22 protein-coding genes and 1 tRNA gene are annotated in these 22,004 nt (G+C 64.3%); 13 read left to right on the top strand and 10 right to left on the bottom strand.

Going from position 1 to position 22,004, the window contains the following annotated elements; genetic code table 11:
- Nucleotides 1-17: 17 nt before the first annotated feature.
- The 4 genes from sdhA to B3H47_RS07740 all read right to left on the bottom strand — a co-directional run bounded on the left by sdhA (nucleotide 18) and on the right by B3H47_RS07740 (nucleotide 3,557).
- Nucleotides 18-1,781 carry a succinate dehydrogenase flavoprotein subunit gene (gene sdhA, locus B3H47_RS07755; RefSeq protein ID WP_286986644.1) on the bottom strand — a complete coding sequence of 588 codons (1,764 nt, stop codon included), beginning with the start codon at nucleotides 1,779-1,781 and terminating at the stop codon, nucleotides 18-20.
- A complete protein-coding gene (sdhD, locus tag B3H47_RS07750; protein ID WP_276708063.1) occupies nucleotides 1,782-2,147 on the bottom strand; it encodes a succinate dehydrogenase, hydrophobic membrane anchor protein in 366 nt (121 codons plus the stop codon).
- A 1-nt stretch (nucleotide 2,148) separates the two neighbouring features.
- Nucleotides 2,149-2,562: a succinate dehydrogenase, cytochrome b556 subunit gene (sdhC, locus tag B3H47_RS07745; protein WP_286986643.1), complete on the bottom strand. Its 414-nt coding sequence runs from the start codon at nucleotides 2,560-2,562 to the stop codon at nucleotides 2,149-2,151.
- Between the two features lie 167 nt (nucleotides 2,563-2,729).
- Nucleotides 2,730-3,557, bottom strand: coding sequence for a GntR family transcriptional regulator (locus B3H47_RS07740; protein WP_286986642.1), 828 nt, complete (start codon nucleotides 3,555-3,557; stop codon nucleotides 2,730-2,732).
- Nucleotides 3,558-3,788: 231 nt separating this feature from the next.
- Between B3H47_RS07740 and B3H47_RS07735 the strand changes: the two genes are divergently transcribed.
- The 6 genes from B3H47_RS07735 to acnA all read left to right on the top strand — a co-directional run bounded on the left by B3H47_RS07735 (nucleotide 3,789) and on the right by acnA (nucleotide 11,739).
- On the top strand, nucleotides 3,789-4,775 hold the full coding sequence (locus tag B3H47_RS07735) for a malate dehydrogenase (RefSeq protein WP_286986641.1): 987 nt from the start codon (nucleotides 3,789-3,791) through the stop codon (nucleotides 4,773-4,775).
- Between the two features lie 6 nt (nucleotides 4,776-4,781).
- Entirely contained in the window at nucleotides 4,782-5,672 is an 891-nt protein-coding gene (gene prpB, locus B3H47_RS07730; protein WP_013106616.1) for a methylisocitrate lyase, read from the top strand.
- A 59-nt stretch (nucleotides 5,673-5,731) separates the two neighbouring features.
- Nucleotides 5,732-6,895, top strand: a complete 1,164-nt coding sequence (gene prpC / locus B3H47_RS07725) for a bifunctional 2-methylcitrate synthase/citrate synthase (protein ID WP_156054639.1) — start codon at nucleotides 5,732-5,734, stop codon at nucleotides 6,893-6,895.
- A 99-nt stretch (nucleotides 6,896-6,994) separates the two neighbouring features.
- Nucleotides 6,995-7,513: a hypothetical protein gene (locus B3H47_RS07720; RefSeq protein ID WP_286986640.1), complete on the top strand. Its 519-nt coding sequence runs from the start codon at nucleotides 6,995-6,997 to the stop codon at nucleotides 7,511-7,513.
- 24 nt (nucleotides 7,514-7,537) lie between these two features.
- On the top strand, nucleotides 7,538-8,989 hold the full coding sequence (locus tag B3H47_RS07715; protein ID WP_013123880.1) for a bifunctional 2-methylcitrate dehydratase/aconitate hydratase: 1,452 nt from the start codon (nucleotides 7,538-7,540) through the stop codon (nucleotides 8,987-8,989).
- A gap of 14 nt (nucleotides 8,990-9,003) precedes the next feature.
- A complete protein-coding gene (gene acnA, locus B3H47_RS07710) occupies nucleotides 9,004-11,739 on the top strand; it encodes an aconitate hydratase AcnA (protein ID WP_286986639.1) in 2,736 nt (911 codons plus the stop codon).
- Between the two features lie 15 nt (nucleotides 11,740-11,754).
- Here acnA and B3H47_RS07705 read toward each other — a convergent pair whose 3' ends face one another.
- On the bottom strand, nucleotides 11,755-11,904 hold the full coding sequence (locus B3H47_RS07705; protein WP_286986638.1) for a hypothetical protein: 150 nt from the start codon (nucleotides 11,902-11,904) through the stop codon (nucleotides 11,755-11,757).
- A gap of 33 nt (nucleotides 11,905-11,937) precedes the next feature.
- On the opposite strand from B3H47_RS07705, the gene B3H47_RS07700 reads away from it, so the two are divergent.
- The gene (locus B3H47_RS07700) at nucleotides 11,938-13,191 is read left to right on the top strand and encodes a GMC family oxidoreductase N-terminal domain-containing protein (RefSeq protein ID WP_286986637.1); all 1,254 of its coding nucleotides are present in this window, start codon (nucleotides 11,938-11,940) and stop codon (nucleotides 13,189-13,191) included.
- An 8-nt stretch (nucleotides 13,192-13,199) separates the two neighbouring features.
- Here the strand turns inward: B3H47_RS07700 and B3H47_RS07695 are convergent, their stop codons facing one another.
- The 4 genes from B3H47_RS07695 to ahpC form a co-directional block, all read right to left on the bottom strand.
- On the bottom strand, nucleotides 13,200-13,568 hold the full coding sequence (locus B3H47_RS07695; RefSeq protein WP_286986636.1) for an arsenate reductase: 369 nt from the start codon (nucleotides 13,566-13,568) through the stop codon (nucleotides 13,200-13,202).
- Entirely contained in the window at nucleotides 13,565-14,350 is a 786-nt protein-coding gene (gene yaaA / locus B3H47_RS07690) for a peroxide stress protein YaaA (RefSeq protein ID WP_286986691.1), read from the bottom strand. The genes B3H47_RS07695 and yaaA overlap by 4 nt, the downstream gene beginning before the upstream one ends.
- A 69-nt stretch (nucleotides 14,351-14,419) precedes the next feature.
- Nucleotides 14,420-16,009, bottom strand: a complete 1,590-nt coding sequence (gene ahpF, locus B3H47_RS07685) for an alkyl hydroperoxide reductase subunit F (RefSeq protein WP_286986635.1) — start codon at nucleotides 16,007-16,009, stop codon at nucleotides 14,420-14,422.
- A gap of 152 nt (nucleotides 16,010-16,161) precedes the next feature.
- Nucleotides 16,162-16,725, bottom strand: a complete 564-nt coding sequence (ahpC, locus tag B3H47_RS07680; protein ID WP_013106625.1) for an alkyl hydroperoxide reductase subunit C — start codon at nucleotides 16,723-16,725, stop codon at nucleotides 16,162-16,164.
- 252 nt (nucleotides 16,726-16,977) lie between these two features.
- On the opposite strand from ahpC, the gene B3H47_RS07675 reads away from it, so the two are divergent.
- Nucleotides 16,978-17,871: an NAD(P)-dependent oxidoreductase gene (locus B3H47_RS07675; protein ID WP_286986634.1), complete on the top strand. Its 894-nt coding sequence runs from the start codon at nucleotides 16,978-16,980 to the stop codon at nucleotides 17,869-17,871.
- Here the strand turns inward: B3H47_RS07675 and B3H47_RS07670 are convergent.
- The gene (locus B3H47_RS07670) at nucleotides 17,855-18,781 is read right to left on the bottom strand and encodes an alpha/beta hydrolase (protein ID WP_286986633.1); all 927 of its coding nucleotides are present in this window, start codon (nucleotides 18,779-18,781) and stop codon (nucleotides 17,855-17,857) included. The genes B3H47_RS07675 and B3H47_RS07670 overlap by 17 nt on opposite strands.
- Nucleotides 18,782-18,931: 150 nt before the next feature.
- On the opposite strand from B3H47_RS07670, the gene B3H47_RS07665 reads away from it, so the two are divergent.
- The 5 genes from B3H47_RS07665 to rlmH all read left to right on the top strand — a co-directional run bounded on the left by B3H47_RS07665 (nucleotide 18,932) and on the right by rlmH (nucleotide 21,972).
- Nucleotides 18,932-19,007: transfer RNA gene (locus tag B3H47_RS07665), tRNA-Ala, on the top strand.
- A 117-nt stretch (nucleotides 19,008-19,124) separates the two neighbouring features.
- Entirely contained in the window at nucleotides 19,125-20,054 is a 930-nt protein-coding gene (gene hemF, locus B3H47_RS07660) for an oxygen-dependent coproporphyrinogen oxidase (protein WP_276726909.1), read from the top strand.
- Nucleotides 20,051-20,677, top strand: a complete 627-nt coding sequence (nadD, locus tag B3H47_RS07655; RefSeq protein WP_286986632.1) for a nicotinate-nucleotide adenylyltransferase — start codon at nucleotides 20,051-20,053, stop codon at nucleotides 20,675-20,677. The genes hemF and nadD overlap by 4 nt, the downstream gene beginning before the upstream one ends.
- Nucleotides 20,678-20,690: 13 nt before the next feature.
- A complete protein-coding gene (rsfS, locus tag B3H47_RS07650; protein WP_286986631.1) occupies nucleotides 20,691-21,464 on the top strand; it encodes a ribosome silencing factor in 774 nt (257 codons plus the stop codon).
- Nucleotides 21,465-21,501: 37 nt separating this feature from the next.
- Nucleotides 21,502-21,972, top strand: a complete 471-nt coding sequence (gene rlmH / locus B3H47_RS07645) for a 23S rRNA (pseudouridine(1915)-N(3))-methyltransferase RlmH (protein WP_286986630.1) — start codon at nucleotides 21,502-21,504, stop codon at nucleotides 21,970-21,972.
- Nucleotides 21,973-22,004 lie beyond the last annotated feature (32 nt).

Here is a 22,004-nt window from a genome sequence, read left to right as displayed (position 1 = left end):
CGCAGGCTGTTGATCCATCAGAAAGTGCGTGCCTTGGGCTTGAAGGACTCGACGGTCAGCGGCTTGAGCTTCACCGGCTTGTAGCTCAGGCGGCTGCCCTCGCGCCACCACAGGGTGTGCTTGAGCCAGTTCTGGTCATCGCGTTCGGTGTGATCGTTGTGATAGTGCGCGCCGCGGCTTTCCTGGCGGGCTTCGGCCGAGACCATGGTGGCCTTGGCGACTTCGATCAGGTTGTCGACTTCCAGCGCCTCGATGCGCGCGGTGTTGAATACCTTGGATTTGTCTTTGAGGTGGATACGGTCAACCTGCCCCGCGATATCGGCAATCGCCTGCACGCCCTCGGCCATGAGCTTTGCGTTGCGGAACACGCCGCAATGCGTCTGCATCGCCGCGCGGATGGCGTCGGCCACCACATGGCTGCCGTCCCCGCTCTTGGAGGCGTCGAGCTGGGCCAGGCGCGCCAATGAGCGATCGGCAGCGTCTCTGGGCAGGGGTTTGTGGCTGCGCTGATGAATGCCGCTGTTGACGATATGGTTGCCCGCCGAGCGGCCGAATACCAGCAGGTCGAGCAGCGAGTTGGTGCCCAGGCGGTTGGCGCCGTGCACGCTCACGCAAGAGCATTCGCCGATGGCGTAGAGCCCGCCCACCACGGCCGCAGGATCGTCGCCCTGCGGCATGACCACTTGGCTGTGGATGTTCGCCGGAATGCCGCCCATCTGATAGTGAATGGTCGGCACCACCGGAATGGGCTCCTTGATCGGATCGACGTTGGCAAAGCGGATGGCGATTTCGCGGATGGAGGGCAGCCGCTTCATGATGGTTTCGGCGCCCAGGTGATCGAGCTTGAGCAGCACATGATCCTTGCGCGGCCCGGCGCCACGACCTTCCTTGATCTCCTGGTCCATCGAGCGCGAGACAAAGTCGCGCGGCGCCAGGTCTTTGTAGGTCGGGGCGTAACGCTCCATGAAGCGCTCGCCATTGGCGTTGAGCAGAATGCCGCCCTCGCCGCGCACGCCCTCGGTGATCAGCACGCCCGCCCCCGCCACGCCGGTGGGGTGGAACTGCCAGAACTCCATGTCCTGCAGCGGCAGCCCGGCACGCGCGGCCATGCCCAAGCCATCTCCCGTGTTGATGAAGGCGTTGGTCGAAGCGGCAAAGATGCGCCCTGCCCCGCCGGTGGCCAGCACCGTGGCCTTGCCCTCGAAAACCGTCACGTCGCCGGTTTCCATCTCCAGCGCGACCACGCCGAGCACGTCGCCCTCGGCATCGCGAATCAGATCGAGCGCCATCCACTCGACGAAGAAATGGGTGCGGGCCTCTACGTTTTGCTGATAGAGCGTATGCAGCATGGCATGGCCGGTGCGGTCCGCCGCGGCGCAGGCGCGCTGTACCGCTTTTTCGCCGAAGTTGGCGGTGTGGCCGCCGAATGGCCGCTGGTAAATGGTGCCGTCGGGGTTGCGGTCGAAGGGCATGCCGAAATGTTCGAGTTCGTACACCGCGCTGTTGGCCTCGCGGCACATGAACTCGATAGCGTCCTGGTCGCCCAGATAGTCCGACCCTTTGACGGTATCGAACATATGCCAGTACCAGTCGTCTTCACTCATATTGCCCAGCGCAGCGGAGACCCCACCTTGCGCCGCCACCGTGTGCGAGCGGGTGGGAAACACCTTGGAGAGCACCGCCACGTCCAGCCCGGCACGCGTGAGCTGCAGCGCGCAGCGCAACCCGGAGCCGCCCGCACCTACCACCACCACATCGAATTTTCGGTTACTGACCTGCATTTACGCTCTCCACAACACTTGCAGGGCCCAGCCCGCGCAAGCCAATAGCCACAAAATGGTGCCGATCTGCAGCAGCAGTCGCACGCCGACCGGTTTGACGTAATCCATCCAGATGTCGCGCATGCCCACCCAGACGTGGTAGATCAGCGCCAGCACCGTCACGAAGGTCAGCAGCTTCATCCACTGCTGGGCGAACAAATCGTGCCAGCGCTCGTAGCTCAGCGGGCCGGGCGCGAGGAAATACACCAGTAACACCAGGGTGAACACCGCGATCACGGCGGCGGTGACGCGCTGCGCCATCCAGTCGCGCAGGCCGTAGTGCGCGCCGACGACCAGGCGCTTGTTTCCAATCTTGTCGGCAGCCATGTCAGTACACCCCCAGCAGCTTGAGGCCGAACAGCGCGGTGAGACCGAGCGACACCGCAAAAGTGATGAGGGCCAGTTGCAGGCCCTGCGCCTTGCTCACGGCATGAAACGCATCCATCCACAAATGCCGCACCCCGGCCACGAGGTGATGCATCAGCGCCCAGAACAATCCGAGCAGAATGAGCTTGACGAACCCGTGCGAAAGAAATTGCGTGATGGCCGCATGACTGTCGGCGCTGCGCAGACTGTCGTCGAAAGCCCAGAGCACCAGCGGCAGCGCCAGGAACATCACCGCGCCGCTGATACGGTGCAAGATGGACACCAGGCCCGCCAGCGGCAGGCGGTAGCCCACGATCTGGCTGATGTGGATGTTGCGGTAAACCGGCCGGGCCGGTGGCGAAGCAGGTTTTGTCATGACACTGTCCTCGTTGTGATCGGTTGTTATCGCAGGTTTTCGGATCGGCACATCAACCCGGCAAGAGGTAGATGCAGGAACGAATGCTGCTTTTTGTTTTGAAGTCTATTGCATCGCAGCAAAACAGCCGGACGGCTAGGCTGGCAACTGCAACGCGTTCGTGGTCACTAATTCAACTCATTGCGATAGTGATGATGCCTCGTGTTGTACAGCCCGCGGCGGTATTCCGCAGGCAGTTCACCATAACTGAATGACAGCCGTTCGACGAGTAGCAGGGCTTCGGCCTCGCGCACCTGCAGAAGCTGCGCCTCCTGCGCGCTGGCATTCACCGCACGCAGCTTTTCTTCCGCCCGCACCATGCGGGTGGAAAACTCGGACTCGAACAAAGCGTAAAGCGGGCCGCGGTAACTTTCCAGCCGCTCCGCGGTCAGGCCGCGAAACGCCGGGCCGGGCAGATAAATATCTTCGTACACCACAGGCTCGCCCGCCAGCAGCAGCAAGCGGCGAATCTGCGTCACGCTCTCGCCGACTTTGATGCCCAGGGTGCGCGCCACCTCTTGTGAGGCGCGAGAGCGCTTGCATTCCAGAAATTGCCGCTCCATGGGCTGCGGCACAGGGCGCGCGCCGTCGGCCGCGGCATCGGGCACGATGCGCAGGAAGCGGAATTTCACCCGCTCTTCATGGTGCGTGGAGACAAAGGTGCCGCGCCCTTGGCGTCGCAGCAGCAGACCTTCGGCCGCGAGTTCATCCACCGCCTTGCGCACGGTGCCCTGGCTGACGCCGAAGCGCCGCGCCAGATCGGCTTCGCTGGGGATGAGTTCTCCCGGCTTCCAGTCCCCCTGTTGCAGGCTGCGCGTAATCAAACCCTTGATCTGTCGATACAAAGGGCTGAAACTCGGGTTGGACGCCAATTTGGATGCCGATTCGGACACATGGGCGGCCTGCAACTCGGGCGCTGGAGTGGGGGCGGGGCGGGAAGCCATCATGTCGTGCATTGCAGCATAGGCTGCCCCGCCTTGTCCAGCTTTTGATAAAAAACATCTTATATAAGATAGAAGAGTGATTGACGCCCGAACGACCTCGGCCTACACTTCCTTCGCATATTGCGGCGCACAAAGGGCCGCAAAGAGTCACAACCCTGAGCTGTCCCGCTGTGTTGTTCTGCTGAGTTGTTGTATTCACGCAGGCGCCTGCTCCATCAACCCCTACCGACCAGGAGTTTCCCCATGTCCAAAGCCCCCGTACGCGTGACTGTCAGCGGAGCCGCTGGCCAGATCGGCTATGCCCTGCTGTTTCGCATCGCCTCTGGCCAAATGCTGGGCGCCGACCAGCCGGTGATTCTGCAACTCCTGGAGATTCCCGACGAAAAGGCCCAGAAGGCGCTGGGCGGGGTGATGATGGAGCTTGAAGATTGCGCCTTTCCGCTGCTGGCGGGCATGAGCGCGCACGGCGACCCCATGACCGCCTTCAAGGATGTGGACTATGCCCTGCTGGTGGGCGCCCGCCCGCGCGGCCCCGGCATGGAGCGGCGCGACCTGCTGTCGGCCAATGCGCAGATTTTCACGGCGCAGGGCAAGGCGCTCAACGCCGTGGCCAAGCGCACGGTCAAGACGCTGGTGGTCGGCAATCCGGCCAACACCAATGCCTATATCGCGATGAAATCCGCGCCTGATCTAGCGGCAAAAAATTTCACCGCCATGCTGCGCCTGGATCACAACCGCGCACTGAGCCAACTCGCCGCCAAAACCGGCAAAGCAGTGGGCGAAATCGAGAAGGTCTGCGTCTGGGGCAATCACTCCCCGACCATGTACGCCGATTACCGCTTCGCCACCGTCGGCGGCCAGTCGGTGAAAGACATGATCCATGACGACGCCTGGAACCGCGACGTGTTCCTGCCCACCGTCGGCAAGCGCGGCGCGGCCATCATCGAGGCGCGCGGCCTGAGCTCCGCCGCGTCCGCCGCCAACGCCGCCATCGACCACATGCACGACTGGGCGCTGGGTACCAACGGCAAATGGGTCAGCATGGGCATTCCGTCGGACGGGTCTTACGGCATCCCCGAGCAGACCATATTCGGCTTCCCGGTCACCTGCGCGGGCGGCGAATACCAACTGGTGCGCGATCTGCCCATCGACGCGTTCTCGCAGGAGCGCATCAACAAAACCCTGGCCGAGCTCGAAGAAGAGAAGGTCGGCGTGCAGCATCTGCTCTGAACGGCCATGACGACCCAAACTGCAGGCGAGCGTTTCCGTCTCGCACTACAACAGGAAAGCCCGTTGCAGATCGTGGGCGCGATCAACGCCAACCACGCCTTGCTGGCCCAGCGGGCGGGCTTCAAGGCCATCTATCTCTCGGGCGGCGGCGTGGCGGCCGGCTCGCTGGGCATGCCCGATCTGGGCATCAACACGCTGGACGACGTGCTCACCGACGTGCGTCGCATCACCGACGTCTGCGACCTGCCCTTGCTGGTGGACGTGGACACCGGCTTCGGCCCTAGCGCCTTCAATATTGCGCGCACCGTCAAAAGCCTCATCAAATTCGGCGCCGCCGCGCTGCACATCGAAGACCAGGTGGGCGCCAAGCGTTGCGGCCACCGGCCCGGCAAAGAAATCGTCAGCAGCGGCGAAATGGTCGATCGCATCAAGGCCGCGGTGGACGCCCGTACCGATCCCGCCTTCTACCTCATCGCCCGCACCGACGCCATCGCGGTCGAGGGACTCGACGCGGCCATAGCCCGCGCCCGCGCCTGCGCCGAAGCGGGGGCCGACGCCATCTTCGCCGAAGCCGCGCTCGATCTCGACACCTACCGCAAGTTCGGCGCCGCCGTGGGCGTGCCCTTGCTGGCCAATATCACCGAATTCGGCGCCACGCCGCTGTTCACCGTGGAAGAGTTGCGCAGCGCCGGTGTGGCCATGGCGCTCTACCCGCTCTCAGCGTTTCGCGCCATGAACAAGGCCGCGCAGACGGTGTATGAAACCCTGCGGCGCGACGGCACGCAAAAGGCGGTGTTGCCGCTGATGCAGACCCGCGCCGAGTTGTACGAGAGCATCGGCTACCACGCCTACGAGCAGCGGCTGGACGCCATTTTTTCCGGCAAACCCCAATCCTGAAGCAGACGTGAACCGATTCGCAAGCTGCCAACTGAATTGAATACCGAGGAGACAAACCCATGAGCGATGACGCAGCCCCAGCTGGCATGACCTTCAAGCCGAAAAAATCGGTGGCGCTTTCCGGGGTGACCGCAGGCAACACGGCCCTATGCACCGTCGGCCGCACCGGCAACGATCTGCACTACCGCGGCTACGACATTCTCGATCTGGCCGAGGCTTGCGAATTCGAAGAGATCGCCCACCTGCTGGTGCACGGCAAACTGCCCAACACCGCCGAACTCGCGGCCTACAAGACCAAGCTGCGCCGTCTGCGCGGCCTGCCCGCCGCGGTGAAAGCCGCGCTGGAGCAACTGCCGCCTTCGGCCCACCCGATGGACGTGCTGCGCACCGGCGTTTCCGTGCTGGGCTGCGTCATGCCCGAGAAAGACGATCACAACGTCGCCGGCGCCCGCGACATTGCCGACAAGCTCATGGCCTGCCAGGGTTCGATGCTGCTGTACTGGTGGCATTACGCTGCCAACGGCCGCCGTATCGAAGTCGAGACCGATGACGATTCCATCGGCGGCCACTTCCTGCATCTGCTGCACGGCCACAAGCCCAGCGCCTTGTGGGAACGGGCGATGCACACCTCGCTCATCCTCTACGCCGAGCATGAGTTCAACGCCTCCACCTTCACCGCCCGCGTCATCGCCGGAACCGGCAGCGACCTGTTCAGCGCCGTCGCCGGGGCCATCGGCGCCCTGCGCGGCCCCAAGCATGGCGGCGCCAACGAAGCGGCGCTCGACATTCAGCGGCGTTACGCCAGCCCCGATGAAGCCGAGGCCGACATCCGCAGCAGGGTCGCCAACAAGGAAGTGGTCATCGGCTTCGGCCATCCGGTCTACACCATCGCCGATCCGCGCAACAAGGTCATCAAGGAAGTCGCCCGCCGGCTTTCAGCCGATCAGAAAAACATGCACCTGTTCAACGTGGCCGAGCGTCTGGAGACGGTGATGTGGGACGTGAAAAAAATGTTCCCCAATCTCGACTGGTTCAGCGCCGTGAGCTACAGCCTCATGGGCGTGCCCACCGCCATGTTCACCCCGCTGTTCGTGATTTCGCGCACCAGCGGCTGGAGTGCGCATGTGGTGGAACAGCGACAGGACAACAAGATCATTCGACCCAGCGCGAATTACACTGGCCCGGAAAATTTGCAGTTCGTGCCGCTCGCACAGCGTCCTTGACTCGTCCCGCGCACTTCTCGCCATGCCCACGCGCCCGGCTTGTCACTCGCCTCGTCCCGGAGCGGTTTTTTCCGTGTTCCAGTTCGTGGAGTGTTCAAGATGAAACGTCAGTTCTTTTTCCTGTCCGGAGTGGTCGGTCTGTCCTGCGCGCTTGCGCTGCCTGCTCATGCGCAAACGCAGGCCAGCAAGGTAAAAACGGCGGATGCCGCAACCGCCGTTACTCACGGCACCACCAAGGCCGAGCCGACGGTCGTGGCAACCGCCGCCACCGCCACCCCGGCCTTGCTGACCAGCGATGCCCCCGGCGCCCGCGTGCCCGGCACGGAAAACGGCTTTCCCGATGTAAACCCGGTGTTCGCACTCAAGGCCGGTCGCATGGTGTGCGGCAGCCGCCGCCTGCCGATGGACGTCAAGATCGAAGGCGCCGACGACCAGGCCGTGCTGCTGACCTGGAATCGGAAAAGCTACATCCTCAAGCGCAAGCCCACCTCCACCGGCGCTTACCACTTCGACGATGCCAAGGCTGGCTTCGTCCTCATTCAGATCCCGACCAAGAGCATGCTGTTCGACAAAAAGAACATGACGCGACTGGCCGACGACTGCGTTCCCTCGCCCTGACGGGCCCTCCCTTACCCACGATCCATGTCCTCAGCGATTTCCAACGTCCGCCCCGCCCCCGACCAAGTTCTGGCTGACATAGCCGACTACGTCCTCAAAACCGATCTGCAAAGCGCACTGGCCTATTCCACGGCGCGAAACTGTCTGATCGACACCCTGGGCTGCGGACTGGAAGCGCTGGAGTACCCGGCCTGCACCAAGCTGCTCGGCCCTATCGTGCCCGGTACCGTGGTGCCGCATGGCGCCAAGGTGCCCGGCACCCAGTTCCAGCTCGATCCGGTGCAGGCCGCGTTCAATATCGGCGCGATGATCCGCTGGCTGGACTTCAACGACACCTGGCTGGCGGCCGAATGGGGCCACCCGTCCGACAATCTGGGCGGCATCCTGGCGGTGGCCGACTGGCTCAGCCGCAACGCCGTAGCCGCGGGCAAGCCGCCGCTGACCATGCGCGACGTGCTCACCGCCATGATCCAGGCGCATGAAATCCAGGGCGTGATCGCGCTGGAAAACAGCTTCAACAAGGTCGGCCTCGATCATGTGGTGCTGGTCAAGGTCGCCACCACCGCCGTGGTTGCGCGCATGCTGGGTCTGTCGCGTGACGAAATCATCAACGCCGTGTCACTGGCCTGGGTGGATGGGCAAAGCCTGCGCACCTACCGCCACGCGCCCAACACCGGCAGCCGCAAGAGCTGGGCCGCCGGCGACGCCACCAGCCGCGGCGTGCGTCTGGCGCTCATCGCCAAGACCGGCGAAATGGGCTACCCCAGCGTGCTCACCGCCAAGACCTGGGGTTTTTACGACGTGAGCTTCGGCGGCAAGCCGTTCAAGTTCCAGCGCCCCTATGGCAGCTATGTGATGGAAAACGTGCTGTTCAAGATCAGCTTCCCGGCCGAGTTCCACAGCCAGACCGCGGTGGAGGCGGCCATGACGCTGCACCAGCAACTTCGCGCTGCGGGCAAGAGCACCGAGGACATCGCCAGCATCGTCATCCGCACGCATGAGGCCTGTATCCGCATCATCGACAAGAAGGGCCCGCTGAACAACCCGGCCGACCGCGACCATTGCATTCAATACATGGTGGCGGTGCCGCTGCTGTTCGGCCGCCTCACTGCGGGCGATTACGAAGACACGGTCGCCGCCGACCCGCGCATCGATGCCCTGCGCGAAAAAATCGTCTGCGTCGAAGACCCGCAGTACACCCGTGACTACCACGACCCGGAAAAGCGCTCCATCGCCAATGCACTGACCGTGACCCTGAAGGACGGCTCGGTGCTGCCCGAGGTGGCCGTGGAATATCCCATCGGCCACAAGCGCCGCCGCGCCGACGGCATCCCTCTGCTCGAAGCCAAGTTCCGCACCAACCTGGCACGGCGCTTTCCGGGCAAACAACAAAAAACCATTCTCGACGTGTCGCTGGATCAGAACTTGCTCGAATCCATGCCTGTGCACGACTACGTTGATCTGTACGTCATCTGACCTCGGAGACCTCCATGCCCACCAAACCCGCCAGCGCCGCGCCCGCCCACGCCTACGCCAAAACGCGCAAGACCTTCAAGACCGCTTCGGGCAAGTCCGCATCGTTCTATTCCCTGCCGCAACTCGCCAAAGAACTGGGCACGGATCTGTCTCGGCTGCCGGTGTCCATCCGCATCGTGCTGGAGTCGGTGCTGCGCAACTGCGACGGCAAGAAAGTCAGCGCCGAGCATGTGAAACAGGTCGCAAACTGGAAGCCCAACGCCGCCCGCACCGATGAAATTCCTTTCGTCGTCGCCCGCGTGGTGCTGCAAGACTTCACCGGCGTGCCGCTGCTGGTCGATCTGGCCGCGATGCGCAACGCCGCCGCGCAACAACACAAAAACCCCAAGTCCATCGAACCGCTGGTGCCAGTCGATCTGGTGGTCGATCACTCAGTCATGGTCGACAACTACGGCACCAAAAAGGCGCTCGACCTGAACATGCAGATCGAGTTCCAGCGCAACCGCGAGCGCTACCAGTTCATGAAGTGGGGCATGCAGGCCTTCGATACCTTCGGTGTGGTGCCGCCGGGCTTCGGCATCGTGCACCAGGTCAACCTCGAATACCTCGCCCGCGGTGTGCATCAAACCAAGGACGGCGTCGCCTACCCCGATACCCTGGTGGGCACCGACAGCCACACCACCATGATCAACGGTATCGGCGTGGTGGCCTGGGGCGTGGGCGGTATCGAGGCCGAAGCCGCCATGCTCGGTCAGCCGGTTTACTTCCTCACCCCCGACGTGGTGGGCGTGGAACTCAAGGGCCAGCTGCGCGGCGGCGTCACCGCCACCGATCTGGTGCTCACCATCACCGAAATGCTGCGCAAGGCCAAGGTGGTCGGCAAGTTCGTCGAGTTCTTCGGCGAAGGCACGGCCAGCCTGTCGGTCACCGACCGCGCCACCATCGGCAATATGGCGCCTGAATACGGCGCGACCATGGGCTTTTTCCCGGTGGACGACAAGACCCTCGACTACTTCAAGGGCACCGGCCGAACCAAAAGCGAGATCGAGCTGTTCGAGGCCTATTTCAAGGCGCAAAAGCTGTTCGGCGTGCCCAAGGCCGGGCAGATCGATTACTCGCAGACTCTCACCCTCGATCTCGGTACGGTCGAGCCCTCGCTGGCCGGCCCCAAACGGCCGCAAGACCGCATTGCCCTGAGCGAAGTCAGCCATCAGTTCGACAAACTGTTTTCGGCGCCGGTGGCCGACAACGGCTTCAACCAGCCTGCAGACCGCCTGAGCCGCACCTTCAAAACCAGTGAAGGCATCGAAATCGCCGATGGCGACGTGCTCATCGCCGCCATTACCTCCTGCACCAACACCTCCAACCCCAGCGTGCTGCTGGCCGCCGGGCTGCTCGCCAAAAAGGCCGTCGAAGCCGGGTTGAAGGTGAAAAAACACGTCAAAACCTCGCTGGCCCCCGGCTCGCGCGTGGTGACGGAATATCTCGAAAAAGCCGGCCTGCTGCCCTACCTCGAAAAGCTGGGCTTCTACCTTGCCGGCTACGGCTGCACCACCTGCATTGGCAATGCCGGGCCGCTCGCGCCCGACATCGAGTCCACCATCACCGCCAATAATCTGGTGTGTACCGCTGTGCTGTCGGGCAACCGCAACTTCGAAGCGCGCATCCATCCCAATATCAAGGGCAACTTCCTCGCCAGCCCGCCGCTGGTGGTGGCCTATGCCATTGCCGGCACGGTGCGCCGCGACCTGATGACCGAACCTGTGGGCTATGGCAAGGGCGGCAAGCCGGTCTATCTGGGCGACATCTGGCCGAGCAGCGAAGAAATCGACAAGCTGATGAAGTTCGCCATGAACCCCAAGGTGTTCCGCGAGAACTACGCGCAGGTCGCCACGCAGCCGGGCAAGCTGTGGAAGAAGATCGAAGGCGTCAAGGGGCAGGTGTACGACTGGCCCAAGAGCACCTATATTGCCGAACCGCCGTTCTTCGCCGGGTTCGGCATGCAGCCTGCGGCCACGTCGCTGCAGGTGCAGGGCGCACGCGCGCTGGCACTGTTCGGCGATTCGGTGACGACCGATCACATCTCGCCCGCAGGCCCGATCAAGGAAACCTCGCCCGCCGGACAATGGCTGCAGGCCAACGGGGTGCTCAAGGCCGACTTCAACTCCTACGGCTCGCGCCGCGGCAACCACGAGGTGATGATGCGCGGCACCTTCGCCAATGTGCGCATCAAGAATCTGATGATTCCGGCCGGGGCCGACGGCTCGCGTGAGGAAGGCGGCGTGACCCTGTTCCAGCCGTCTGGCAAGAAGATGTTCATCTTTGATGCCGCGATGCAGTACATCGCCGAAGGCACGCCCACGGTCATCTTCGCTGGCGAGGAATACGGCACGGGTTCCAGCCGCGACTGGGCGGCCAAGGGCACGCAGCTTCTGGGCGTGAAGGCTGTGGTGGCGCGCAGTTTCGAACGCATCCACCGCTCCAATCTGGTGGGCATGGGCGTGTTGCCGCTGCAGTTCCTCGGCAATGATTCGTGGGAGTCGTTGGGCATCAAGGGCGACGAGATCTTCGCCATCGATCTGGGCGATACCCTGCGGCCGCAACAGGACGCCCTGCTGACCATCACCCGGGCGGACGGCAGCAAGCAGCAGGTCAAACTCAAGCTGCGCATCGACACGCCGATCGAGGTCGATTACTACCGCAACGGCGGCATCCTGCCCTTTGTGCTGCGGCAGTTGCTGGCGGCTTAAGAGGGTGTGAACCAGTCAGCCATGCCCACTCCTCGCGCCCAAACACCCCCGCTCGGCGTTGCACTCGGTGTCGTAACTGAGCGCCGTGCCGACGGGCACGGCTGCGCTTTGCGCCTTGATCGGAGGCGTTTGGGCACGTTGCTCGGCCACGCCGGATTCATTCACACCCTCTGAGCGCTCTCGCCACAGCGCACCCGCATGACAGACGCCGCGCCGATCCCCGACGTTCTCGTGGTCGGATCGGGCCCGGCGGGCGCGATGGTGGCGCGCGATCTGGCCCGCGCCGGTGCGCGGGTGCGCATTCTGGAACAGGGCTCGGGGCCGCCTCCCGGCACCAACCTGCTCAAACTCCTGCGCCGCAAAGAGGCGATGCACATCGCGCCCGGTGTGGTGCTGCTGCGCAGCCTGCGGGTGGGCGGCGGATCGGTCACCTTCTATCACACCGCCACGCCTCCGCCGCTGGCGATGTTTGCCCGTCACGGCATCGACCTTGCCGCCGCGCTCGAACGGGTGCAGTCCGAACTGCCGCATGCCCCTTTGCGCGACGATCTGCTCACGCCGATTCCTTCCCTGCTGATGCAGGCTGGAGAGTCTCTGGGTCTGCCCTGGCAGCCGCTGCCCAAGATGATCGACCAGTCGCGCTGCGCACAGGGTATCTGCCCGCCGGAGGCCTTCTGGTCGGCGCAGACGCTGTTGCAGCAGGCGATCCGCCACGGCGCGGATCTGCAGACCGGCGTTCGGGTCACGCGCGTGCTGTTCGAACAGGGCCGGGCCATCGGGGTGGAAGCGCAACACCAGAGCGGCGCGGCGCAAATCTTCCGCGCGGGACGGGTGATTCTGAGTGCGGGCGGCATTGCCAGCCCGGCCATCCTGCAGCACAGCGGCGTGGAGCAGGCGGGTGACGGTTTTTTCTGCGACCCGCTGCGCATTGTCATGGGCCACGTGCCGGCTCTGCGACGCCCGCACGACATCTCCATGTCAGCGGGTTATTTCAACGCCGACGCGGGCTACATGCTGTCGGACATCACGGTTCCGGCCAATTTTTTCCGCGCCTTCACTTGGGCTGCCGGTCGGCCTGATCAGTTGCTCAGCTACGGCCACACGGCGATGATCATGGTGAAAATCCGCGATGACATCGAAGGCCGCATCGACCCGCACGGGCGCCCCTGGCGGCGCTTCGGGCCGGGCGACCGACTGAAGATGCGCACGGGCGTGGAGCAGGCGCGCGCGGTGTTGAAGGCCGCCGGTTCGGGCAAGCCTTATGTGTCGCCCTGGGTGGCGGCGCACCCCGGCGGCAGCGTGCGTCTGGGCGAGATGCTCGACGAAAACCTAAGCTGCCACAGCCCGAATCTGCATGTGTGCGACGCCTCGGTCATTCCCGAGCCCTGGGGGCTGCCGCCCACCCTCACCCTGCTGGCGCTGGGCAGTGAACTCGCCCGGCGTCTGTTATGAGAAAAGCTTCAAAAATGGGATAGCGTGGCGCGCCAGGCGGCTTCGTCAAACCCGACCAGAAGCTGCCCGCCCGTCTCGACCACGGGCCGTTTGATGGCGCTGGGATGCTGCGCCAGAACCGCCACCGCGCTAGGCGCATCGACCACGCGGGCCTGCGTAGCCGCATCGAGCTTGCGCCAGGTGGTGCCGCGCTTGTTCAGCAGCGCCTCCCAGCCGACGGCCTCGGCCCAGGCTGAAATCTGCGCGGCACTGGGCGGGGTTTTCTTGAAATCGACAAACTGAAAATCCACGCCCTGCGCCTGCAGCCACTGCCGCGCCCGCTTGACGGTGTCGCACTGGGTCAAACCGTAAACCGTCAAAACCGGCGATGCGTTCATGCGGAAACCTTGTCGCGGCGGAAAACCCACTGATCAATCTTGGAGGCCTCGGGCACGAAGCGGTAGCCGTCGCTGTCGAACGCCTTGAGCGCATCCACATGAGTCAAGCGATGCTCAATGACATAGCGCGCCATCAGCCCGCGCGCACGCTTGGCGTAAAAGCTCACGATTTTGTAGCCAGTCTGGGGCGTGCCGTCCTGAAACAGCGGCTGCACCACGCGCGCCTTGAGCGCTTTGCGATCCACGCTGCGGAAGTATTCATCGGAAGCCAGATTCACCAGCACCGGCTCGCCCTTGCCGCCAGCCAATTCGGCGTTGAGGTTTTCGGCGATTTGCGTCCCCCAATAGGCGTACAAATCCTTGCCCTTGGCATTGGGCCAGGCCGTGCCCATCTCCAGGCGGTAGGGCCGCATGAGATCGAGCGGGCGCAGCACGCCGTAAAGCCCGCTGAGCACGCGCAGATGCTGCTGTGCCCATTTCAGATCGGCTTCGCTCAGACTGCGGGCATCGAGCCCTTCGTACACATCGCCATTGAATGCCAACACCGCCTGCTTGCTGTCTTGCGGGGTGAAGCTGGGCTGCCATTCGGCAAAGCGCGCGGCGTTGAGCGCGGCGAGTTTGTCGGAAATGCCCATGAGCGCGCTGAGCTGCTGCGGGCTTTGCTTGCGCAGCCCGTCCACCAGCACCTTGGCCTGCAGGGTGAACTGCGGCTGGGTGGCGATGGACGTCGTAGGCGGGGTGGTGTAGTCGAGCGATTTGGCGGGGGACAGGACCATCAACAGCATATCGGTTCTCACGAAGTCAGAGTGCTGCACAAGTGTATCGACGGCCTGCCCCGCGCAGTTATCCCATCAGGCGGCCACGGCTTCGGCCCTCTGCGGCGCCGGGGTGCGGATGAGATAGTCAAAGGCGCTGAGCGCGGCCTTGGCGCCATCACCCGCGGCGATGACGATCTGCTTGTAGGGCACGGTCGTCACGTCGCCCGCAGCCATGATGCCGGGCACCGAGGTCTGGCCTTTGGCATCCACCACAATTTCGCCGAATCGGCTGAGCTCGACCACGCCCTTGAGCCACTCGGTGTTGGGCACCAGGCCGATCTGCACGAACACGCCCTCCAACTCCAGATGATGGCTGGCGCCGCTGGCGCGGTCGGTGTAGGTGAGGCCGTTGACCTTGCTGCCGTCGCCGGTGATTTCGGTGGTTTGCGCGTTGGTGTGAATGGTGACATTGGGCAGGCTGCGCAGCTTGCTCACCAGCACCGCGTCAGCGCGTAACTCGGGCGCGAATTCCAGCAGAGTGACATGCGCCACCAGACCCGCCAGATCGATGGCGGCTTCCACGCCCGAGTTGCCCCCGCCGATCACGCTCACCCGCTTGCCCTTGAACAGCGGGCCGTCGCAATGCGGGCAGTACGCCACGCCCTTGTTGCGGTACTCGGCTTCGCCCGGCACGTTCACATTGCGCCAGCGCGCGCCAGTGGAGAGGATGACGCTGCGCGCCTGAAGGCGGCCGCCGTGGGCAAACTGCACGCCGATCAACCCATCTTCGTGCTCTGCGGGAATGAGCTTATCGGCGCGCTGTTGATTGAGAATCTCCACGCCGTATTGCCGCACATGCGCTTCGAGCGCCATGCCGAATTTCGGGCCATCGGTTTCCAGCACCGAGATGTAGTTTTCGATCGCCAATGTGTCGTTGACCTGTCCGCCGAAACGCTCGGCTGCCAGCCCCACGCGAATGCCCTTGCGCGCCGCGTACACCGCGGCAGCCGCGCCAGCGGGGCCACCGCCCACAATCAGCACGTCGTAAGGCGCTTTGGCGTTGAGCTTGGCGGCGTCGCGCTGCGCAGAGCCGCTGTCGAGCTTGGCGACGATCTCCTCCACATCCATGCGCCCGCTGCCGAACAGCTCGCCATTGAGATACACCGTGGGCACCGCCATGATCTGCCGCGACTCGACCTCGCTCTGATACAGCGCACCGTCGATCACCACCGTTTGCACGCGCGGGTTGAACACCGCCATGAGCGACAGCGCCTGCACTACGTCCGGGCAGTTATGGCAGCTCAGCGACATATACACCTCGAAGCGATAGTCGCCGTCGAGCTGGCGAATCGCCTCGAGGGTCTCCGCCTCGACCTTGGGCGGATGGCCGCCAGTCCACAACAACGCCAGCACCAGCGAGGTGAACTCATGGCCCAGCGGAATCGCGGCAAACCGCAGATGCTGCGCCGGGCCCGAGACACGCTCCAGAGCGAAGGACGGGCGCCGCGCGTCGGTGCCGTCGAACCGCACCGAAATCTTGTCGGACAGGCTCGCGATCTGCTCCAGCAGGGTGCGCATCTGCGCCGCGTTCTCGCTATCGTCCAGAGAGGCGACCAGCGTGAACGGCTGAGAGACGCGCTCCAGGTAAGTCTTGAGTTGCGAAAGCAGGGTGTCGTCGAGCATGGCGTGCTCCTTCGGGATGCGGGTGGGGGTCGGGCAGGAATAGGCCACTGCTTCGTCCGGCGGATTGCCGTGCGCCGCGTGCCGATTCAAAGAGACGCGGCCTGACCCAAAGACTACTGACTACTGGGCCAGGCTCTACGGGGGGCTGAAAATCAGATCTTGCCGACCAGATCCAGCGAAGGCTTGAGCGTGGCCGCGCCTTGCTTCCACTTGGCCGGGCAGACTTCGCCCGGATGCGAGGCCACATACTGCGCGGCCTGAACCTTGCGCAGCAGTTCCTTGGCGTCACGGCCGATGCCGTTGTCATGAATTTCGCACAGCTTGATCACGCCTTCCGGGTTGATCAGGAAGGTGCCGCGCAGCGCCAAGCCTTCTTCTTCGATCATCACATCGAAATTGCGGGTCAGCGCGCCAGTCGGGTCGCCGATCATCGGATAGTTCACCTTCTTGATCGCTTCGGAGGTGTCGTGCCAGGCTTTGTGGGCGAAATGCGTATCTGTCGAAACGCTGTAAATTTCCACCCCAAGAGCCTTGAAAGTGTCGTAGTTGTCGGCCAGGTCTTCAAGCTCGGTCGGGCAGACAAAGGTGAAGTCGGCGGGGTAGAACACCACGACCGACCATTTGCCCTTCAGGCTGGCCTCGGTCACGTCGAAAAACTTGCCATTCTGGAAAGCGGTGGCCTTGAAAGGTTTGACTTCAGTGTTGATCAAAGACATGTGAAACTCCTTGAGGTTGCTGTTGACGTTCGGCTGTCGCCGACCTTGTAGAGAAGGTTTTACCTTCATTTATGTTGCAGTGCACACTGTAGAGAACGCGTCCCTGAACGTCCAATGGACACTTTCAATTCAGGCTATAGAAGGCCCCTATGCCTTCCTTATCCTTGCTTATGCCGCTCGCCCTTTCGTCCACCTTTGCCGATATTTTGAGGCCGCGAAGCAAAAGGCAAACCAAACTCTAACTGGTCCGACATGACGACTTCCATTGCTTTCATCGGCCTGGGTGCCATGGGTGCGCCCATGCTGGGCCATTTGCTGCAACTGGGCTGCAGCGCCAAAGCCTATGCCCGCAGCGACAGCAGCCGCGCTGCCGCGGCCGAGCTGGGCGTTCAGCTCTGCGCCAGCCCGGCAGAGGCCGCGCGCGGCGCCGAGTTCATTTTCACCAACGTCACCTCGACCGAAGACGTGCGCAATGTGCTCTGCGGCCCGGAGGGTGCTTTGCACGGCGCACAGCCCGGCGCGGTGTGCGTCGACCACAGCACCATCTCACCGGAAGGGGCGCGTGAAATCGGGCAGGCCCTGCAGGCCGCCGGGCTGCATTTTCTCGACGCCCCCGTGTCGGGCGGCGTGAACGGCGCGAAGCAAGCCAGCCTGAGCATCATGGTCGGCGGCGATGCCGCAGTGTTCGCCCGCGCCCTGCCCTTGCTGCGCGCCCTCGGCCAAAACGTGCGCCACGTCGGGCCCAGCGGCAGCGGCCAGGTAGCCAAGGCCTGCAATCAACTCATTCAGGTCGTCACCATCGAAGCCATCGCCGAGGCTTTGCTTTATGCCACGCGACAAGGCGTGGACGCCCACGCGGTGCTTGGCGCCATTTCCACAGGTTTTGCCGGCAGCCGCATGCTCGATCTGATGGGCCCGAAGATGGCCGAACGCGATTTCGCCGCGGGCATCGAAGCCCGGTTGCACGCCAAGGACTTCGGCCTGATCGCCGCATCGGCCCAGGCTGCTGGGCTGCATCTGCCCGCACTGGAACAGGTGCAGCGTCAGCTCGAAGCGCTGATGCAATCCGGCTGGGGACGGGACGACACCTCCAGCCTGTTGCGGGTGCTGGAGTCGCAACAGGACGGACTCAATCGGCCGGAGTGAGGTCTTGCGCGGTATCAGCGGTGTTGGCAGCGTCGGCGGTTTCGTTCAAGCGCTCGCGCCCTCGCGTCCCGATCAGATCCCACAGACGGCTGTGCAACGCAGACCCCGGCTGCGCCAGCGCGTCCAGCGCCGAAAAGTGATGCGCGCCCGGAACGACCAGCGTCTTGCCCGATCCGGGCCAGTGGCGGTGCATCAACCGGGCCTGCGCGTGAAAAGCCTCAGACTCGTCAGCGCCCACCGCCAAGGCCAGCGCAGCCGGCCCGGCGGGAGGCAACCACGCCGGCGACATCGCCCGCGCCGAATGTTGCGTGAGCTTCAGATCGCGCTGCAAAAACGCCGTCTTGCGCACCGCCTCCAGGTCGTACACCCCCGACAACGCGAGAGCACCCGCCGGAATCTGGGCCGGCAGATCGTCGCCGTACCAATCGAAGCGACAGGCCAGCATCATGGCCGCCAAATGCGCACCCGCAGAATGCCCCGCCAACACGATGCGAGAACGATCCACGCCAAAGTCTTCCGCCCGTCGCCAGACCCACGCCAGCGCCTGCACCACATCGCCCACGATCTGCTGCAACGGCGCCCCGGGGGCAAGTGCGTAATTCACCACCACCACATGCACCCCGCGCGCCACGAACGGCGGCGCGATGAAACTGTGATCAGCCTTGTCCAGCGAACGCCACCAGCCCCCGTGGATGAACACCAGACAGGGCGCCAACCCCGTCGCGGCCGGGGCGAACCAGTCCAGCGTCTGCGCAATCGAATCGCCATACGGCAGATCGAGCAGGCAGGGCCAGTTCAACCGCGCCTCCTGCGAGTCGCGCTTCCAGCGCGCGAGATAGTCGGCCCAGTCGGGCACCAGCTCACGATTGTTGAATTGGCGGTCGAGCACCGCAGCGTCGTAACGCATCATCCCACCCCACCGGGTTCGAATACGGATTTATGACGACTCGATGGTAGGCCGGGAAGTCGCACCTCACCACCTGAGATACCGTTCGTTACCAATCACCCCACCCCCGGCAATCGATCCCGCTTCCCGGCGTCGGTTATGATTTTGTTTTTCGGGCCGATAGCTCAGCTGGGAGAGCGCTGCGTTCGCAATGCAGAGGTCGGGAGTTCGATCCTCCTTCGGTCCACCAAACACCCAAGCCCAGGCCAGCGCCTGGGCTTTTGTTTTGCGCGTCGGGCGCTCGGCAATCGTGAAAGAATTGTGACCTTCTGAAATGAGCCTGGCGCATGGCGCGGGCTTTACTGTCATGCAAACCGCCGCAATGCAAACCGAACAGGTCCGCTCTTACCTTCTCGATCTCCAGGCCCGCATCCTCGAAGCGCTTCAAGCTGCGGACGGTCAGCCCTTTCGCCGCGATACGTGGACGCGCCCCGCCGACTCGCCGCTGCAGGGCGAGGGCATCAGCAGTCTGATCGAGTTTGGCGGTCTGCTCGAGCGCGGGGGCTGCAACTTTTCGCATGTGCGCGGCCCCAAGCTGCCGCCTTCGGCCACGCAGCACCGGCCCGAACTGGCGGGAGCGCCGTTTGAGGCGCTGGGCATTTCGCTGGTGTTCCACCCGACCAACCCCTATGTGCCGACGGTGCATATGAATGTGCGCATGCTCATGGCCGAGCCCGAAGGCCAGGCGCCGGTGGCGTGGTTCGGCGGCGGCATGGATCTCACGCCTTATTACGGCTTCGAAGACGACGCCCGCCACTTTCACCGCACCTGCCAGGCGGCGCTTGCGCCGTTTGGCGATGACCACTATCCGCGCTTCAAGGCGTGGTGTGACGAATACTTCTTTCTCAAGCATCGCAACGAGCCGCGCGGCATCGGTGGTGTGTTTTTTGACGATTACAACGAGGGCGGCTTCGAGCAGGGTTTCGCCCTGATGCGCGCCGTGGGTGATGCCTTCCTGCCGGCCTATGTGCCCATCGTCGAGCGGCGTCGCGCCCTGCCCTACGGCGAACGCGAGCGCGACTTCCAGGCCTACCGCCGCGGGCGCTATGTCGAGTTCAATCTGGTGTGGGACCGCGGCACGCACTTCGGTCTGCAGTCGGGCGGGCGCACCGAATCCATCCTCATGTCCATGCCGCCTATCGTGAAGTGGCGCTATGACTGGCACCCCGAGGCGGGCTCGCCCGAGGCGCAGCTGTACGACACCTTTCTCAAGCCGCGGGACTGGGCCGCTGCATGAGTGGCGTCGCCTCGGCAACGCCCCGGCGCATCGGTTTGCTCGGCGGCAGTTTCGACCCGATTCACAACGCGCACCTGCAACTCGCGCAGAGCGCGTGCAGCGAGTTGGCGCTCGACGCTGTCTGGTTCATCCCCGCTGGGCAGCCTTGGCAGCGCGATCCGCTGGCGGCGAGCCCGCAACAGCGTTGGGACATGGTGAACCTCGCCATCGCCGGGCGCACCGGTCTGCGCGCCTGCGACATCGAGCTCAAGCGCCAGGGGCCGAGCTACACCATCGACACCGTGCGCGAGTTGCGCGCCGCGCATCCAGACGCGGCGTTCACCTTCATTCTGGGCGCCGATCAGTTGCGCAACCTCCCGACCTGGAATGGCTGGGAAGATATCGTGTCCGAGGTCGATCTGGCCGCCGCGCGGCGACCGGGCTACGACGATAAGGCGCCGCCTCAACTCGTTGAAGCCCTAGCCGCCAGCGGGCATCTCCTGCACCGCCTGTCCATGCCCGAGATTGATCTCTCGGCCACGCGCATCCGCCGCCATCTCGCCCAAGGCGAATCGCTCGCCGGGCTGGCGCCTGCCGCTGTGGCACACTACATTGATCAACATCGCCTTTACACGCACTCATAACGCACTCATCAGCATGGATATCCGCAAACTGCAACGCACCATCGTCGACGCTCTGGAAGACGTCAAGGCCCAGGACATCGAGGTGTTCAACACCGAAGAACTCACCAGCCTGTTCGACCGGGTCATCGTCGCCAGCGGCACGTCCAACCGCCAGACGCGCGCGCTGGCCAGCAGTGTGCGCGACAGCGTGAAAGCCGCCGGATTCGATGTGCGCAACCCCGAAGGCGAAGAAACCGGCGAGTGGGTGCTGGTGGACTGCGGCGCCGCGGTGGTGCACATCATGCAGCCCGCGATCCGTGCGTATTACAAGCTCGAAGAACTGTGGGGCGCCAAGCCGGTTCACCTCAAGCTCGGCGGCGCCAAACGGGTCGGCGCGAAAGTGGCCGCCAAGGGTCCGGACAGCCGCCCCGACAAGCCTGAAGACGACACCAAGGCGCCAGCTCGGAAAACCGCGGCCCGCAAGAGCGCGGCCAGCAAAACCGTCGCCCGCAAGCGTCCGGCCGCCAAGAAGGCCGCGGCGAAAACCGCCCCCGTGCGCACCTCGCCGTATGGCGAAACCGGCACCGAGAAAAAGCGCGTGACCCGCGTGGTCGGCACGGCTGCGGGCGCTCGCTCCGCCCCGGTGACACCAGCCCGCAAGCGGGCACAGCCCGCCGAGACGCCGGTTGCCGCCAAACGACCCGCCGCGCGCAAAACCACCGCTGCTGCGGCCAAGCGTCCCGCGGCCAAGAAAGCTGCGCCCCCAACGCCGACCAAGCGCGTTGCGGCCAAAAAACGGGCGTCCTGACCGCCTCACGGCTGGCTGACCCGCCGTTAGTCCCAGCATGAAACTCTGGCTGCTCGCCGTGGGCCAGCGCATGCCGCACTGGGTGGACGAAGCGTATGCCGACTACGCCAAGCGCCTGCCGCCCGAAACGCCCCTGCTGCTCAAGGAGATCAAGGCAGAGGCGCGCAGCTCCAGCATCAGCGCCGAAGCGGTGATGGAACGCGAGGCGCAGCGCATCGAGGCCGCAATGCCTGCGGGCGCGCGCCTCGTTACCCTCGATGAACGCGGTCAGCGTCTCACCACCGCCGCGCTGGCTGAAGCCTTGCAGCACTGGCGCCAGGAGGGCCGCGACGTCGCGCTGGTCATCGGTGGCGCGGATGGCCTGGCCCCGCGCCTCAAACAGAAGGCCGACACCTTGCTGCGGCTCTCCGACCTCACCCTGCCCCACGGCCTCGTGCGGGTGCTGCTGGCCGAACAGCTTTACCGCGCCCACAGCCTGCTCAGCGGCCATCCCTATCACCGCGCCTGACGGCCTGCGGCCGCGCCGCGCGCGGCGATAAT

Origin of the sequence: Thiomonas sp. UBA7699, from assembly GCF_002482605.1 — a bacterium.
Lineage (GTDB): Bacteria > Pseudomonadota > Gammaproteobacteria > Burkholderiales > Burkholderiaceae_C > Thiomonas > Thiomonas arsenitoxydans.
The sequence above is the reverse complement of the archived record's forward strand: the minus strand, read 5'-3'. Positions and strand labels throughout refer to the sequence as shown.